Here is a 14,584-nt window from a genome sequence, read left to right as displayed (position 1 = left end):
TCGCCTGGCCCCGTAAGGGCTGCCCTCCTTGGGCGTTTCTCCCTAGACTTGGCCCGGTCTCGCTCGCGCGGGGCCGGGCCTTTTCGTTTCAACCGAAGCGTCGTAGAAACCCGGTGAGCCGCGCTAGAGCCTCTTGCCATGCTTGCAAGGAGGCCCCATCGCCTTCACGCCGATAGCGTTGTCCCGCGGCGTCGGTCTCATTCTCGAGCCGCTTTTTCTCGACCTCGTATGAACTCGTCCCAGACTTCGACATGGCCGTTCTCCAATGCGCCATGACGGCGCGAAGGAAGGCTAGGCTGGCAGGAAATTGGGTGCACCGCACACGTCGCGTTGACTAGTTCGCGCGCTGTCGCAGGATCTGCTCCATCCGCTCAAGGTCGGCCTTCAAGGAGTTAGCGCCGGCCTGACCGCGGATAGTCGCAAGGGGCCTGCCGTCACGGCCATCCTCCGGATTGCCCGAGCCGTTCAGGAAGCGCAGCCGTCTCGGCAGAGTCATGGCGAGCAGAGTGTCGACCTCACACTGACGCGCCCATTCGTTCGACCAAGTCGAGACCTCGCGACCGGCAAGATGCGAAAGACATGCGATGCTGTAGCGCGATGGGATGTCATGTCCGTTTGTCGTCGTCGGTTCGTGTCACCCGGTACACCACAACGAAGTAGGCCACTAGGATTGCGATGACGGCGCCGATGGTCGCAAGCGTGCGCATAGTCGTTTCCACGGCTGCAAATACTCCTATCGAAACGATGCGACCCCGATGGCGCCAAGGATTGCGGCAATGAGAACCCCCAAATCAAGAGCGCGAGCATCAGGGACACCGCGTCAGCTGCTTGCCCGTCGCTTCAATTTCGAACAGGCAATCGTCGATGAAGCGGACCGGCGTGCCGTCTTCAAGCTCGTACCGCGTGACGTTCAAATCTGGGAACGGCCGATAGACGACGACGGTGTAGCGGTTGCCGTCTTGGTCCTGGCAGAACTCGCGATAGAGCTTCAGATGGGCTGGATTGAGGTGAGCCGCGACCTTGGCATTTAGCCCGGATCGCTTCGGCTGGGTACGCATGACAACCTCCAACGCAACTGACGGAGGCTCAACCGCCAGGCGTCCTTGACGTTCCACCTACTGCGTCGTCACCAAATTCGCCTGCTGCGCATCAGCTTCGATCAGCAGGGTCTGCAATCGAGCAACCGTCACTGCCGGCAGCTTGAGCTCAAGGTCGTTCAGCTCGCCATCCATGGTGAATCGCAGAATGGCTCCCTCGGTCGGATTATCGCTCACGGTTATGCTCGCGATATCGACTACTTGAAAAAGCAGAGCGGGTTTCCTCGTCATGGCCTTCTCCAATGGCCTGGACTGTTAAAGGTAAGCCCGGCCTTATTCAGGCCGGGCAAGAGCGACTTAGGCGCGTCCCTGCGGACCTTCCTTGTAGGACGCTGTGAACGCGCCGGCGTCTGGTGCCAAGATGTCATACTTCTCGGCTAGCGTTACGAAGATGCCGCGGACGGTCTCCGCCTCGACATCACCGCGCATGGCTGCGAGGCAAGCCTTTATTGCGAAATGATGGGCAGGGTCGCGCTTGCTGGGCGGCCAGTCGACCAAAAACATGTAGGCCTCCATGACCGACGAGATTGCCGCTGGATGACCTAGCCCGACCAGGATCACGACGGGTCGTTCGAAGTGGTCTGAATCTTTTGACAGCAAGCCCCCGCTTTGGCGGCGAAGAGGGGATTTTTCCATAGCCATATCCTCCTAAAAGCAACATGGATCCGGGAATTTGCCCTCATTTTCTCTGAGGACGGCGTCTGATTTTGGTATTCATTCGCCACTTCGCAAGCCTCTGCGTCCTGTCCTTTTTTTGAATCTTTTCCTGGCTCAGGAACGACGCTCTTCCGCTAACGTTGAGTCGCCAGTTCAGTTGCGTTCGGTGGTGTTGAGTATGGCGAGGCAGCCGCGTCGCGTCTTGAAGGCTATGCCTGCCGGTGACGCGCTCCAGAGCGCGCCAGTCAAAGCGCGTCGCGGCGCTGCCAGTCCCGATCTTTTCACCGACCCGATGCCGGCGCGGATGGAGCCTTGCCTCGCTCTCCTGCAAGCGAAGGCGCCGACCGGAGCCAACTGGGCCTTCGAGGTGAAGTGGGACGGCTACCGCCTGGCTGTTCACCGCGATGCGAAGGGTGTGCGCGTCATCGCCCGCGGGGGCCATGACTGGACGCATCGCTTCCCATCGATCGCGGCCGAAGCGGCAGAGCTCGACGCCGGCAGCTTCATCCTCGACGGCGAGGCGGTGGTCCTCGACGAATCCGGTCGGGCGGATTTCGGCTTACTGCAGCAGGCGCTCGGCGGCCGGGGCGGCAAAGCAAAGGCCGAACGTGCGATGCTCTTCGCCTTCGACCTGCTCTACCTCGACGGGCATGACCTGACGCGGATGGCGCTGAGCGAGCGGCGCGACATGCTGGAGGATCTTCTTGCCGGCGAAACCGGGATGATCCGGCTGAGCGAAGAAGTCGAGGCTGACGGCGCGGCCTTCCTCGCTGAAGCCTGCCGGATGGGCCTTGAGGGCATAATCGCCAAGCGCCGGGATGCACCCTATCGCCCCGGCCGTGGCGGCGACTGGCTCAAGATCAAGTGCATCCAGTCCGACACCTTCCTGATCATCGGCTATGAGCCCTCCAGCGTGGCGCTGGGCGGGATCGGCCGACTGCTGCTGGCGGGCCACGGCAACTATGGCCTGACCTATGTCGGCAGCGTCGGCACGGGCTTCACGCACACCAGCGCCACAGCGCTTCGCAAGCAGCTCGATCGGATCACGGCCGGTTCTCCGCCGGCCCGCGGCCTCAGCCGCAAGGGCGTCGTCTGGGTAAAGCCGAAGCTCGCTGCCGAGATCGCCTATCGCGGCTGGACGCATGACGAGAAGCTGCGCCACGCCTCGTTCAAGGGCCTGCGCGAGACGGCGGACGAGGCGACGGTCTATAGGCTGGGCTAGCCGCCAAGACTGTTGAAAATGCAACATACCGAACAAAAGAAGGTATACCCCGCGCTGGTTCGCTAGCGCGCGAAGATGGTTCGTGTTCAAATGTTTGAGTAGTGGCCTTTGGTAGCGATTCTAGCAACGTGGGCTTGCGTGCAAGCCGCCAAGGGCAGCTTCTTCCATGGACGTATTCACGATGGTGATTGTCGCCTGCGTAGTGGGTGAGCCCACCTGTTTGTCAACGCATATCAGTGAGATGAGCTTCGTTAGTAATGAAGCCTGCGAGGCTCGCATCGACGATATCGTGGGAGCGATGACCAAGGACTTTGCAAAGCGCCTGGAGTTGAAGGGGCGTCAGGTCAGCTACGACGTTTCCTGCATGAATAGGGTGCAGCTCGCCCAAAAATTTGGAATTACGCAGTCCGACACTTAGGGCCGCCCGCGCAACAAAGAGGTCGAGTTCCGACCTCTTTGCCGTGAGTTTCGCTCGTCGCGATATTACTCAATGATCTGGACGATCTTGCGCGAGCTCGGCTCGACCAGGACCGTCTTGTCGTTGACGACCGCGTAGCGGTACTGAGTTACACCGACATCGGCCGGCAGGGTTTGCAGCGTAACCGAGGCCGGCAGAGCCGTTCCAACGGTAACCGACTCGGTCACCTTCATGGAGGCGGGCTTCTCCTTGACCACGTAGGCTCGGACCTTGCTCTGTTGCTCGGTCGTGATCGTTGTGGTGGTCGTGGTTGACGTCTGGGCGAACGCCACCGCCGGAGCTAGGGCGAGAGCGGCTGCAAGAATGATCTTCTTCATGGTGGCCTCCTTGGCAATCCCCCACGGACGCCGCAACTTAGAGGCATTATAAAAGTTCCCCGAGGCTCGCTTTTTTTGCGGCAGGGCGGTCAATGCCGCATGCTGCACACTTATTTGCGAGCGTTGGCCGCCTGCGCGCAACGTCCGGTCGGCTTGACTCTCTCCATGCGCCGTTCTCATTATGTTCTCATACTTGAGGACGCGGAACATGTCAGCCGAGCCATTGCCGGAGCGCGGCGAATTGGAGTGGGAGCTCGTCGAACTGATCGACGCGCATGGTAGCGAGCGCGCAGCCCTGCGGGTGACTTACGAGATGTTGAAGAACGTGCTCGCCGACGCCGACCGATCGGTTTCGAGGGGCTTCATTCGAGGCGTGTTCTCAGAGGGCGCCAGGCCGCCGCGCGAGGTCACCACTGATGCATGACGCCCATGGAACCGCCGAACGAAGACACTTCGCTGATCGACTTTCCCTGGGTGGTCGTGCGCTTCCGCTGCCACTTCTGTGCCCGCAGCAAGGACGCACGCCTGGCCGGGCTCGCCTGGCTCTACGGCGAGCAGGCGACGCTGAAGTGGCTGCTGGCCGAGTTCCGGAAGCCGTGCGCATGGAACCCCGCCAACTTGGAGCGCAAGCCGCAGAAGTACGGACGGAAGTGTGGCGCCTACCTCACGGACATCGGCCGCACCTCGCCGCCGGATCTGCCGCCGAGCATGTCCGGCCTGACCGTGATCGAAGGAGGCAAGGATGATCAGCTGGGAACAGAATCAACGCCCGGTCCGAAGCGCCGCAGAATCGGTGGCAACTAGGCAGCTCGCCATTTCGAAGCTGACAGTTGCTGCGCAAGCCGCCCGAAAGACTGGCGAGCCCCAGCCGGTGGAGGACGTCGAATTCCATACCTCGTCGGACGACGACGGATGGCTCTGGCCCACACTGGCCGAGCAATACAAATGCGACTTCGCGGGACCTTACGGCGACTTCACCAGTTCGCGTGGCCATTTCCTCGTGACGCCGCGGAAGGAAGGCCCGCGCCCGTTGTGGAAGAACGTCATCGTCTACGATACCAAGGTCGATGGCGTGCAACTGGTGCGAGCGACGATCGAGGCCTGGCTCGACGTCAGATGGCATCCGAAGCGGATCGTTGAGCGGCCAAACCTCGATCTCTTAGAAGTCCGCCTGCAGACGCACGAGACGACACACGAGTTGGTGGAAGCACATGGCGGCTTGCACTTGCGCGCCGGGGCCCTGGGCGAACCGAGCTCGCGCACGGATTTCTTCGTCGGTGCCCTATTCGATCCGAAGCTTCTGCGGCTCCGGTATGAGCCTGAGGTCGCTGCAGAGCCCGAGTTCGCCTTCTTGTGAGATTCTGAGTGCGTCACTAGCATCCGGCTCATGTGCAATCTTTATAGCCACACCCGTAACGTAGAGGCGATGCGCAAGCTGTTCGCGCCGTTCAACGACGGCGGACCGAACTACGCCAACCTGCCGCCGATGCCCAACATTAATCCCGACCGGCCTGCACCGATCATTCGGAACAACGAGGCAGGGCCAGAGCTGGCCATGGTCCGCTGGGGCATGCCGTCTTCTCGCAAAGCTCTGTACGACGCCGCAAGCGAGCGTGCCGAGAACCTGCGGGCGAAGGGCAAGCCGGTGGATTTTGAGGAGCTGTTGCGTCTGGAGCCGGACCGGGGAACGACGAATATTCGTCGCACCGACAGCAAGCATTGGCTGCGCTGGCTCGGCGTCCAGAACCGGTGCCTCGTGCCGTTCACGAGCTTCAGTGAGTTCAACAAATTTGAGGGCGGCGACGTCTGGTTCGCCTTCGGAGAAGAGCGTCCCACCGCGATGTTTGCCGGGATCTGGTGCTCTCAATGGACCAGCGTCCGCAAGATCAAGGATGGCGAAGAGACCCTCGACCTGTTCGGGTTTCTCACGACTGACCCGAACGCCGATGTTCGCACGATCCACCCCAAGGCCATGCCGGTGATCCTGACGACCCCGGAGGAGTGTGAGACGTGGATGACAGCGCCCTGGGATCAGGCGAAGGCGCTGCAGCAGCGCCCGTTGCCCAACGGCTCGCTATCGATAGTCGCACGTGGTGAAGAAGGATGATCCGACGGATCCTGCGCTGTTCCCAGCGGTCAAGCCGCCGGCGCAAGGCGACCTGTTCTGATGGGCCATTGGGAGCAGACCAGCGTGGCCTATTCCGCGTCCGGGAACACGCCCACGTTCGGCTCGTTTGCTGGCAATGCAGCGTTACTTTTTCGACGTATTCAACGGCGTGTTCGAACGGGTCGATCTGGTCGGTCAGGAATTGGCTGACGAAGCGGCCGCGCGCGATCTTGCTCTCCAAACCTTGGCCGACATCGCGCACGAGGCCATCCCGCTCGGCGGCGAGGCGCTGATCACCGTGAGAGTTCGACGCGATGGCGTACCCATCTACAGCGCGTCGTTAGCTCTTGCAGATCAGTGGATGCGGCTCGACTCGTAAGCCCCGGACCGTATCAGCGCCAGGCCCCCGATAGCCATCCGTAGATCCCAACTACGAACAGCGCGACGATAAGAACCGCCATCGTGATCGAGTTCGGGCGGATCATTGCTTCGGCAGCCGCTTCGCTTGCTCTAGACTGGCGCGCGCGAGCATTGCCTCCAGCTCCGCCACAACCGTCGGCGGCAAGGCAAAGGCCGAACGTGCCATGCTCTTCGCCTTCGACCTTCGCCGAGCTTTCAGCTTTAGATTGACCGACGTCCGCCAGGGTGGCCCTTTGTCGTCGGCCGATCGCACGAGCTGAGCCGAGGACCGGAATGGATAAACGTCAGCATCTCGAAAAGATGGTCCGCAAGCTCGAGACAATCTCCCCGCTTTCGCCAGAAGATAAAGAGCTGCTCTTCGGACTTCTTGTCAGCGAGCGTCAATTCGAAGCCTACCAAGACGTCGTCAGTGAAGGTGAGCGGACCAAGCAATGCTGTTTGGTCATTGAAGGGCTTATTTGCCGCTATAAACTTGTCGCTGATGGCGGACGGCAGATCCTGTCGCTGCACATTCCAGGCGATATCCCCGACCTTCATTCCCTCCACATCGAAGAGATGGATCACAGTCTGGGAACTTTGACACCCGCGACGGTCGGTTTCATCCCGCATGACGCGATCCGCGGCATTACGCGCGCATCATATCGGGTGTCGGAAGCATTCTGGCGAGAGGCCCTCATCGATGCGGCCGCCTTTCGCGAGTGGATGGTCGGCATCGGCAGGCGCTCTGCCACTAGCCGCATCGCACACTTCGTGTGCGAATTCGTCACGAAGATGAAGGCGATAGGCCGCTCCGATGGAGTGGTCTGCGCCCTGCCGATGACCCAGCCGGAAATGGCGGACGCCCTTGGCCTGTCGACCGTTCACATCAATAAGAAGCTGCGTGAGTTACGCCAAGCGAAGCTCGTCCGTATCCGGGCCAATCGCATTACGATTCTGGACTGGGACGGACTGTGCGAGCTTGGCGAGTTCGACCCGCGCTATCTTCACCTGCGCGAATAGCTTCCGAGGGGGAACCTGAAGCGTGTCGCGGCATTCTGATGGAATGGCGCGCTACTTTTTCCATACTCACGATGGCGATACGACCGATTTCGACGATGAAGGCGTCGAGTTGACTGACAATGAGAGCGCCAAGGCCGCAGCGAAAGAACTCTTGGCGGCCTTGAGTCGCGATAAGCTTCCAAATGGCGACCATATGTCGCTTGCTGTGATCGTTCGAGATGGTTCAGGCATGGAAATCTATGTTGCCACCCTCAAGCTGGATGTCGACTAAGCCGAAAAGAGACGCCGCGAGCCCGCTTTGAGCCCCCGTCTACACTCTTCTGATCACCACCCCGCCCGCGGCCTCAGCCAGACCGCGATCCATGCGACGAACGCCGTCACGATCAGCGCGGCGAGGAGGATGCTGTTCGGTCGGCTCATCCCGCCAGCCTATCGCTTCTCCTTACCGGTGGCGAGGCGGGAGCAGGCGGTGCTTTGCACGGTCAGTCAGGGATTTCGGGCTCGTGGAGCATTTCATGGATCAACTCCGCCGCCTTCTCCGTCGAGATTGTCCTGACACCGGAGCTTGCAAGCCGATCGAACATTTTTGCCACCGCCGCGATAGCGTCGTGCTCGGCAGCTGAGAATGCCAAAGTGGCCTGAGCCAAGGCCTTGTCTCGGTTGGCAAGAACAATCGCAGTCGATGACGAATGCAGCGTCGTCGTGAACCCCTCGATGAGTTCCCTGGCCCGTTCTTCGGGCGTGTATCTCGATGGGGAACTACTTTGTGTCACTCTGACGCAACCCAATGACTCGACCAAGCTGCTGTTCAATGTCCGTGCCATTGTTGGCGACGTGGCCGGGCTGGCGGCGTGAGCTGCATCGCCGTGGCAATGCGGCACTCGCCGCGGCTGGCTGGGTGGGCTCTTTAGCGTTAGGGATAAGGTCGCCTCCGCGGGGCACGAACCGGGGCAGTAAATACGACTGACGCGCCTCATCGTGGACGGACGATCGCGTTGTCGGCTCCGATCCGATTGCTAAATTGGTGTGGAGGCTACGCCCTTGCCCGGCAATAGAACGTCCGATGACTGACAACGAAGACGAGATCGCGCTTTACGACTCCATCGAACGGGCGATTGCCAATGTTCGTGCAGCTCTCGACGCAATCGATCAAGCCTGGATCCGTGTCACCGCCGAACGACCAATCCGACGCCAGCCGCATTGGCCGCGCTCGACATGGCCGACGAGATGCTGACCGTGGCCCAGGAAGATCTGGCGCGCGCAAAGATAGCGCTAGCGGTCCACATGCTCCGTACGCATCAGTAAAAACAGATGCGGCGGAACTTGTGCCCGCCGCATCATTGGTTGGGCTAGCCTAGCTCGCCTTGACCGTAATCTTTTTCACCTGAGTCAGCGCCTCTTGTGTCTTCGGAAGCGTTACGGTTAGGACGCCATTTTTGAATTGGGCGCTGACCTTGTCCGTGTCGACGCCGCCCGGCAACGGGATCGAGCGGTAGAACGAACCATAAGCGCGTTCCGAGAGGTGATAGCCTCGATCGCTTTCCTCGCGTTCACTCGTCTTCTCGCCTTTGACGGTGAGGGCATTGTTGGTGAGCGAAATATCGATCTCACTCTGGTCGATGCCCGGAAGTTCAATCGAGATCTCCAGTGCGCTTCCCGTCTCGGTAACGTCGGCTTTGGGCCCGTCAGGAGCCCAGCGTCCGAAAACCCCGAACGGCTGATCGAACCGCTTCCAGAAATCATCGAAAATCCGGTTCACATCACGCTGGAGGGAGAAGACAGGGTTGTCCTCCTCCCGCTTCGCGATTTCGCTCCCCTTGTTGCTACCCCAGGGGATCAGGTCTCTGATTGGCATCGTCAACCTCCTTGTGGTGCATGGGCCTAAGCCGTCTTCAGCTCGATCTTGCGAGCCTTGGCCGGCGCTGCCTTGGGCAAGACCAGGCGCAGGACGCCATCCTTCTGCGACGCCTCGATGCCATCGCGGTCGATGTCCTCAGACAGCGTGAAAACGCGCTCATAGTCTCCCGCGCCATACTCGGCGTAGATCTGGCGATAGCTTTCGCGCAGCTGGTTGGCGGCGTAACCGCGGATCGCCAACGTTCGCTTCTCGAGCGTGATATCAACTCCGTCCGAAGCGACCCCGGGCATATCGACGAGAAGAGCCACCTGGTCCGTTGTCTCGTAGATGTCGGCGCGCGGCACGAATACTTGGCGCGAGCGGGTCGGTTCACTGCCGTCAAGCTTGCTCGGAACCTGCCGGTCGGTTGTCTGCAGTTCTTGAGCCATGTTTGCCTCCACTCATCCCTTGATCTGGATTTTCCTGGGCCGGTCCGCCTCCGGTCGATGCAGCTCGACTTCGAGCAGCCCGTTGGCAAAGCGCGCCTCCACCTGTTCCGAGTCGACGCGGAACGGCAGCTGGATCGTCCGGGAGAATCGTCCGCTGGGGCGCTCGCGGCGATGCCAGACGGAAGTCTCGTCCTGCGACTTGCGCTCGCCCTTCAATGTCAGCGTATTCTCACGCACGGTCAGATCGACATCGTCGGGAGCGATCCCAGGCAGCTCTGCAGTCACCGCGACGCTGTTTTCGCTAAGCCAAAGATTGACTGGCGGAAACTCCTGAGCGGCGTTGGTCCTCAGACCACCCAGGCGCTGGTTCATCTCCTGTTGCATGCGCCGCATTTCCAGAAATGGGTCGAACCCGATGCGGCCAAAGTCCGATAACAGCATGTCATCCTCCATCGCTTCATGACTCGGCATGATGCCGCGCGCACCTGCGCGCTCCGGAGGCGTATCGATCAGTGGCAGGCGAGATGAAGCGATCCGGGCAAATGCCGAGCCGGTCGATCGCATGAACTCGCGAAGCGCGAGTAGGAGGAGTTTGAGCAAACACCGGACCACATCCTCCTTACGAAGCGACATGAGCCGAACTCGGTCCACTCGTGAGTCGGACCGTCGTTCCCGCGCCAGGATCCGATAGCGGCATCCGGCGACAACGAATTAGGAAGGGCAAAATTGGGTTTCAAGGGGTGATCGATCGCTCGAAGCCGGCCGCGCCGGCGTCACGCGCTTGCAGCCTCAGGCGGGCAACCTCACATCTCTGGCGGTCGAGAATGCGGAGGTGAAAATGCGGTTCTCATCACTGGATCCGATTGATCTTGCTCGGGCGCAGGCCGCTTTGGAGACCGCGTGGCGTGCCGTCAGGCCAAGCGTCAATCCATGCCGAAAGAGAAAAGTTGGCGCAGGTCGTGGCCGACTTGGCGCGCATCGCCGAGGATGAAGATGCATGGCGCTTCGCGCCCTTCACCGGTACCGGCATCCATCGCAAAGACGCTCGGACGGGCCGGCGCGAACGAGAGTCGGCTAGCCCCGCGATCGGACTTCAAATTGACTGCGCGGCCCTCTTGAACCAGGCCAGCATATTCCCAGATTTTTGGTCGGGAAGCTCTTCGCGCTGAAAGGAGTCATTGGGAGAGCCTGCGATGCCAAAGCCGAATGTTCCAGTTCCGTTTGCCTCAACCGCATGCGGCGACGCGACGATCGATCGGTTGCTGCGGCCGCTGCTTTTACCGAAGGCCGCGCGATGTCCTCGAGGATCGGGCTTTGACCCCGGGAGAGAGACGAGCGATCTTGTCCTCCTGGGCCTCCGATGCCTGCGCGGTCACCTCATGCCCGCAGTTGAGGCATCCTGATTTTGCCGCCGAGCCGGTCTCATTCGACGAGGTCATGGACGCGCTTATCAGACTCGATCGTGGTGACAGCCCAGATCGCGAGGTCGTAAGCCTGTCGCGCGGCTCCCAGACTCTGTCGGCCTCACGGGAGGACATGGCGATGACAACATTCCACTGCTTGGCCGGGGAGCATCACGATGAAGCTCGATGAGTTTAAGCGGCCAATCATCGTGCTGACCGCCTTCGGGCTGCCAACCGTGATCTCCTCCGCGATGGAAGCATACCTCTTCTTGGCAGATTGGCCCGCGGGACGACGTGATCCAGCCCACAGCTTTGCCATGAAGGCCTGTCAGGCGGCTGTGCGCGGCGACATCGAGGCGGAGACGGCACGCGGCGTTTTTGCCGCATTTGCCGAGAAGCAGGATATCCTGGCTCCGGATGTCGCCTTCATTTCGCGCGGGCGTCGGGCGGGCCCGCAGAATTTCGCGTGAACGCGATCAGGAAGCAGTCCACCGGACTGCTTCCCTTCAATGCAGCTGGAATTCGCCGTTTATCGCGCTGAGATCGGCAGGCCCGATCAGATCCTTGTGCGTTACGGTGATGCGAAAGAGCTTGCCGTCGAGCTTGGCTTCCCAGAAGGCCAGAAACTTGTTGAGCTGCGGAAAGCGCGGCGCCAGGTCGTAGTCCTGCCAGACATATTCCTGGAGAATCGAAGGATGATCCGGCAAGCGATAAAGAATGCCGGCAGTGGTCAGCCCGTAGCCCTCGATCTCGCGGGCAAAATCGCGTGAAACCATTCCTTTCAAGCTCCATGATCGCACTGCGCAAGGGCAGCGCATGTCCAACGCTTCCGCTCGGCAGAAGTTGCATTTGCGCTGCCTTATCAGCCTGTTAGCACTCGATTAAAAAAGTGCTGCCAGCCTCTTGAAGGCGAAAATGCGGCAAACCAAATCATCGCACGGGCAGGTGCCTTAAGGGCGCGCGGAACCTCGCCGCGAGACCCGTACGGGCTGCCCATTGACATTGTGACTGAAATGGAAATGGAGGAACTCATGCAGTTTCGGCCACTGCACGACCGCGTCGTCGTCAAGCGCATCGACGCCGAGGCGAAGTCGAAAGGCGGGATCATCATCCCCGATACGGCCAAGGAGAAGCCGCAGGAGGGCGAGATCGTCGCTGTCGGGCCCGGCGGCCGCGACGAGCACGGCACGCTTGTCCCACTCGATGTGAAGGTCGGTGACCGCGTGCTGTTCGGCAAATGGTCCGGCACCGAGATCAAGATAGAAGGCGAAGATCTCCTGATCATGAAGGAGAGCGACATCATGGGCGTGGTCGAAGCGGCCGCGACCCTCAAGCAGGCCGCCTGACGGGGCCCTTTTTCTGAACCATCAACCTGAAACCTCAAGTCTGAAGGAGTGAGGAATCATGGCTGCGAAGGACGTGAAGTTTTCGCAGGACGCGCGCGAGCGGATGCTGCGCGGCGTCGACACGTTGGCGAACGCGGTCAAGGTCACGCTGGGGCCCAAGGGCCGCAACGTCGTGATCGAGAAGTCGTTCGGCGCTCCGCGCATCACCAAGGACGGCGTCACCGTCGCCAAGGAAATCGAGCTTGCCGACAAGTTCGAGAACATGGGCGCCCAGATGGTGCGCGAAGTCGCCTCGAAGCAGAACGACGCCGCCGGCGACGGCACCACAACCGCTACGGTTCTCGCCCAGGCCATCGTCCGCGAGGGGGCCAAGGCGGTCGCTGCCGGCATCAACCCTATGGACCTCAAGCGCGGGATCGATCTTGCCGTTGAAGCGGTGACCAAGTCGCTGGGTGAGCATTCGAAGAAGATCACCAACCCGGACGAGATTGCGCAGGTCGGCACGATCTCGGCGAACGGCGACCGCACCATTGGCGCGATGATCGCCGAGGCGATGAAGAAGGTTGGCAATGAGGGCGTCATCACGGTCGAGGAGGCCAAGACCGCCGAGACCGAGCTCGACGTGGTTGAGGGCATGCAGTTCGACCGCGGCTACCTCTCGCCGTATTTCGTCACCAACTCCGAGAAGATGATCGCGGAGCTGGAAGACGCCTACGTCCTGATCCACGAGAAGAAGCTCACCGGCCTGCAGACCATGCTGCCACTGCTGGAAGCCGTGGTTCAGACCGGCAAGCCGCTTCTGATCGTCGCCGAGGACGTTGAGGGTGAGGCTCTTGCGACGCTCGTCGTCAACAAGCTCCGCGGCGGTCTCAAGGTCGCGGCCGTCAAGGCTCCGGGCTTCGGCGATCGCCGCAAGGCCATGCTCGAGGATATCGCCATCCTCACCGGCGGCACGGCGGTCAGCGAGGATCTCGGCATCAAGCTGGAGAATGTCACGCTCAACATGCTCGGCCGCGCCAAGAAGGTGCGCATCGAAAAGGAGACCACCACGATCGTTGATGGCGCCGGTTCCAAGACGGAGATCGAGGCCCGCGTCGGGCAGATCAAGGCGCAGATCGAGGAGACCACCTCGGATTACGACCGCGAGAAGCTGCAGGAGCGTCTGGCCAAGCTCGCCGGCGGCGTCGCGGTGATCCGCGTCGGCGGCGCAACCGAGGTCGAGGTCAAGGAGAAGAAGGACCGCGTCGACGATGCCCTGAACGCCACCCGCGCTGCGGTGGAAGAAGGCATCCTGCCGGGCGGCGGCATCGCTCTGCTGAGGGCGACCAAGACGCTGGAAGGCTTGACGCCCGCGAATGACGACCAGAAGACCGGCGTCGAGATTGTCCGGAAAGCAATTGCCGCTCCGGCCAAGCAGATCGTCGAGAATGCCGGCGATGACGGCGCCGTGATCGTCGGCAAGCTGCTGGAGGCGAGCGATTACAACCAGGGCTACGATGCTCAGACTGGAACCTACGGCGATCTGGTCAAGGCCGGCATCATCGACCCGACCAAGGTCGTGCGCACGGCGATCCAGGACGCGGCTTCGGTCGCTGGCCTGCTGATCACCACCGAGGCGATGATCGCCGAGCTTCCGAAGAAGGACGCCGCGCCGGCCATGCCTGGCGGTGGCATGGACTACTGACGCACTACGGGCGCCGCGGCTTCGCGGCGCCCTTTCTCGGTGTTCCAAGCTCCGCGGCTCGCTCGTTCAACGTGGCTCGCGCCGCATCACAATGAGCCCAGGCGAGGACAGACCAATAGTACTACGCATTCAGCTAATGGATATTAGGCATTCGACATGACCGATGGGCTGCAGGATTGTAAGGAAGTATCAGCCACCGACCGATTCAAAGCTCTCATTGCCAATGCGGACAGCGCGACATACGGGCTTAAGGAAAATCTTTTGGCCGTCATGACACGTGACGGATCGGCAACATGGCAGACGGTCGCCGCTCATGTAGAGGCACAGTTGCAAGACGCTGGTGAGTTCACCACCGCGCGATTGAATGCCATTCTCGCGTTGATCAGGATGCTATCCAGCAGACGAACGTCGGGAAGCGAATGATCGGCTGGACAACAGAGCTTTACTCAGAGGTCGAGCCGTTGGCCACGCCGTCACCACTTCCGGCGATAGCTGAATAACTCATCGATGCAGATAGCTGACTGGACACGCGGCCGTGAGCTTTTTCATTCTGTGCGGAACCCCCTTG

At 61.0% G+C, this 14,584-nt stretch carries 25 protein-coding genes; 15 read left to right on the top strand and 10 right to left on the bottom strand.

The window, feature by feature from the left end; genetic code table 11:
• Window positions 1–334: 334 nt before the first annotated feature.
• The 4 genes from QO058_RS31420 to QO058_RS14075 form a co-directional block, all read right to left on the bottom strand.
• The gene (locus QO058_RS31420) at window positions 335–586 is read right to left on the bottom strand and encodes a DUF7696 family protein (protein WP_432212063.1); all 252 of its coding nucleotides are present in this window, start codon (window positions 584–586) and stop codon (window positions 335–337) included.
• A gap of 220 nt (window positions 587–806) precedes the next feature.
• The gene (locus tag QO058_RS14085) at window positions 807–1,058 is read right to left on the bottom strand and encodes a hypothetical protein (RefSeq protein WP_284172686.1); all 252 of its coding nucleotides are present in this window, start codon (window positions 1,056–1,058) and stop codon (window positions 807–809) included.
• 57 nt (window positions 1,059–1,115) lie between these two features.
• On the bottom strand, window positions 1,116–1,328 hold the full coding sequence (locus QO058_RS14080) for a hypothetical protein (RefSeq protein WP_284172684.1): 213 nt from the start codon (window positions 1,326–1,328) through the stop codon (window positions 1,116–1,118).
• A gap of 66 nt (window positions 1,329–1,394) precedes the next feature.
• A complete protein-coding gene (locus QO058_RS14075; protein WP_284172683.1) occupies window positions 1,395–1,733 on the bottom strand; it encodes a DUF982 domain-containing protein in 339 nt (112 codons plus the stop codon).
• A 199-nt stretch (window positions 1,734–1,932) separates the two neighbouring features.
• On the opposite strand from QO058_RS14075, the gene ligD reads away from it, so the two are divergent.
• Entirely contained in the window at window positions 1,933–2,976 is a 1,044-nt protein-coding gene (ligD, locus tag QO058_RS14070) for a non-homologous end-joining DNA ligase (RefSeq protein ID WP_432212052.1), read from the top strand.
• 181 nt (window positions 2,977–3,157) lie between these two features.
• Window positions 3,158–3,394, top strand: coding sequence for a hypothetical protein (locus QO058_RS14065; protein ID WP_284172681.1), 237 nt, complete (start codon window positions 3,158–3,160; stop codon window positions 3,392–3,394).
• Window positions 3,395–3,459: 65 nt separating this feature from the next.
• On the opposite strand, the gene QO058_RS14060 is transcribed toward QO058_RS14065, so the two are convergent.
• The gene (locus tag QO058_RS14060) at window positions 3,460–3,771 is read right to left on the bottom strand and encodes a DUF1236 domain-containing protein (RefSeq protein WP_284172679.1); all 312 of its coding nucleotides are present in this window, start codon (window positions 3,769–3,771) and stop codon (window positions 3,460–3,462) included.
• 208 nt (window positions 3,772–3,979) lie between these two features.
• Here QO058_RS14060 and QO058_RS14055 point away from each other — a divergent pair, with 208 nt between their 5' ends.
• From QO058_RS14055 to QO058_RS14025, 7 genes are all read left to right on the top strand, one after another.
• Window positions 3,980–4,195, top strand: a complete 216-nt coding sequence (locus QO058_RS14055; protein ID WP_284172677.1) for a hypothetical protein — start codon at window positions 3,980–3,982, stop codon at window positions 4,193–4,195.
• 5 nt (window positions 4,196–4,200) lie between these two features.
• Window positions 4,201–4,575 carry a hypothetical protein gene (locus tag QO058_RS14050; protein WP_284172676.1) on the top strand — a complete coding sequence of 125 codons (375 nt, stop codon included), beginning with the start codon at window positions 4,201–4,203 and terminating at the stop codon, window positions 4,573–4,575.
• Window positions 4,514–5,128: a hypothetical protein gene (locus QO058_RS14045; protein WP_284172675.1), complete on the top strand. Its 615-nt coding sequence runs from the start codon at window positions 4,514–4,516 to the stop codon at window positions 5,126–5,128. Before QO058_RS14050 ends, QO058_RS14045 begins: the two co-directional genes overlap by 62 nt.
• 30 nt (window positions 5,129–5,158) lie before the next feature.
• Window positions 5,159–5,878: an SOS response-associated peptidase gene (locus QO058_RS14040; protein ID WP_284172673.1), complete on the top strand. Its 720-nt coding sequence runs from the start codon at window positions 5,159–5,161 to the stop codon at window positions 5,876–5,878.
• A gap of 136 nt (window positions 5,879–6,014) precedes the next feature.
• Complete coding sequence (locus QO058_RS14035) at window positions 6,015–6,257, top strand: DUF6894 family protein (protein ID WP_284172672.1); 243 nt, start codon at window positions 6,015–6,017, stop codon at window positions 6,255–6,257.
• Window positions 6,258–6,571: 314 nt separating this feature from the next.
• Window positions 6,572–7,297: a Crp/Fnr family transcriptional regulator gene (locus QO058_RS14030; protein WP_284172671.1), complete on the top strand. Its 726-nt coding sequence runs from the start codon at window positions 6,572–6,574 to the stop codon at window positions 7,295–7,297.
• A gap of 22 nt (window positions 7,298–7,319) precedes the next feature.
• On the top strand, window positions 7,320–7,568 hold the full coding sequence (locus tag QO058_RS14025) for a DUF6894 family protein (protein ID WP_284172670.1): 249 nt from the start codon (window positions 7,320–7,322) through the stop codon (window positions 7,566–7,568).
• Window positions 7,569–7,779: 211 nt separating this feature from the next.
• Here QO058_RS14025 and QO058_RS14020 read toward each other — a convergent pair whose 3' ends face one another.
• Complete coding sequence (locus QO058_RS14020) at window positions 7,780–7,944, bottom strand: hypothetical protein (RefSeq protein ID WP_284172669.1); 165 nt, start codon at window positions 7,942–7,944, stop codon at window positions 7,780–7,782.
• 67 nt (window positions 7,945–8,011) lie between these two features.
• On the opposite strand from QO058_RS14020, the gene QO058_RS14015 reads away from it, so the two are divergent.
• Window positions 8,012–8,152 carry a hypothetical protein gene (locus QO058_RS14015; protein ID WP_284172667.1) on the top strand — a complete coding sequence of 47 codons (141 nt, stop codon included), beginning with the start codon at window positions 8,012–8,014 and terminating at the stop codon, window positions 8,150–8,152.
• A 208-nt stretch (window positions 8,153–8,360) separates the two neighbouring features.
• Complete coding sequence (locus tag QO058_RS14010; RefSeq protein ID WP_284172666.1) at window positions 8,361–8,531, top strand: hypothetical protein; 171 nt, start codon at window positions 8,361–8,363, stop codon at window positions 8,529–8,531.
• A 120-nt stretch (window positions 8,532–8,651) separates the two neighbouring features.
• Here QO058_RS14010 and QO058_RS14005 read toward each other — a convergent pair whose 3' ends face one another.
• From QO058_RS14005 to QO058_RS13995, 3 genes are read right to left on the bottom strand one after another with little or no spacing between them, the layout of a single operon-like run.
• Window positions 8,652–9,152, bottom strand: a complete 501-nt coding sequence (locus tag QO058_RS14005; protein WP_284172665.1) for an Hsp20/alpha crystallin family protein — start codon at window positions 9,150–9,152, stop codon at window positions 8,652–8,654.
• 26 nt (window positions 9,153–9,178) lie between these two features.
• A complete protein-coding gene (locus QO058_RS14000) occupies window positions 9,179–9,583 on the bottom strand; it encodes an Hsp20/alpha crystallin family protein (RefSeq protein WP_284172663.1) in 405 nt (134 codons plus the stop codon).
• Window positions 9,584–9,595: 12 nt separating this feature from the next.
• On the bottom strand, window positions 9,596–10,216 hold the full coding sequence (locus QO058_RS13995; protein WP_284172662.1) for an Hsp20/alpha crystallin family protein: 621 nt from the start codon (window positions 10,214–10,216) through the stop codon (window positions 9,596–9,598).
• 946 nt (window positions 10,217–11,162) lie between these two features.
• Here QO058_RS13995 and QO058_RS13990 point away from each other — a divergent pair.
• On the top strand, window positions 11,163–11,456 hold the full coding sequence (locus QO058_RS13990) for a DUF982 domain-containing protein (RefSeq protein ID WP_284172660.1): 294 nt from the start codon (window positions 11,163–11,165) through the stop codon (window positions 11,454–11,456).
• A gap of 36 nt (window positions 11,457–11,492) precedes the next feature.
• Here the strand turns inward: QO058_RS13990 and QO058_RS13985 are convergent, their stop codons facing one another.
• Window positions 11,493–11,762, bottom strand: a complete 270-nt coding sequence (locus QO058_RS13985; RefSeq protein ID WP_284172659.1) for an usg protein — start codon at window positions 11,760–11,762, stop codon at window positions 11,493–11,495.
• 255 nt (window positions 11,763–12,017) lie between these two features.
• Here QO058_RS13985 and groES point away from each other — a divergent pair, with 255 nt between their 5' ends.
• From groES to QO058_RS13970, 3 genes are all read left to right on the top strand, one after another.
• A complete protein-coding gene (groES, locus tag QO058_RS13980) occupies window positions 12,018–12,332 on the top strand; it encodes a co-chaperone GroES (RefSeq protein ID WP_284172657.1) in 315 nt (104 codons plus the stop codon).
• Between the two features lie 58 nt (window positions 12,333–12,390).
• The gene (gene groL, locus QO058_RS13975; RefSeq protein WP_284172655.1) at window positions 12,391–14,016 is read left to right on the top strand and encodes a chaperonin GroEL; all 1,626 of its coding nucleotides are present in this window, start codon (window positions 12,391–12,393) and stop codon (window positions 14,014–14,016) included.
• Between the two features lie 156 nt (window positions 14,017–14,172).
• Window positions 14,173–14,439, top strand: coding sequence for a hypothetical protein (locus tag QO058_RS13970; protein ID WP_284172653.1), 267 nt, complete (start codon window positions 14,173–14,175; stop codon window positions 14,437–14,439).
• The last annotated feature ends 145 nt before the right edge of the window (window positions 14,440–14,584 follow it).

The sequence above is a fragment of the Bosea vestrisii genome (genome assembly GCF_030144325.1).
Classification (GTDB): domain Bacteria; phylum Pseudomonadota; class Alphaproteobacteria; order Rhizobiales; family Beijerinckiaceae; genus Allobosea; species Allobosea vestrisii_A.
Note: the sequence above shows the minus strand (reverse complement) of the source record. Positions and strands in the feature narration are given on the sequence as shown.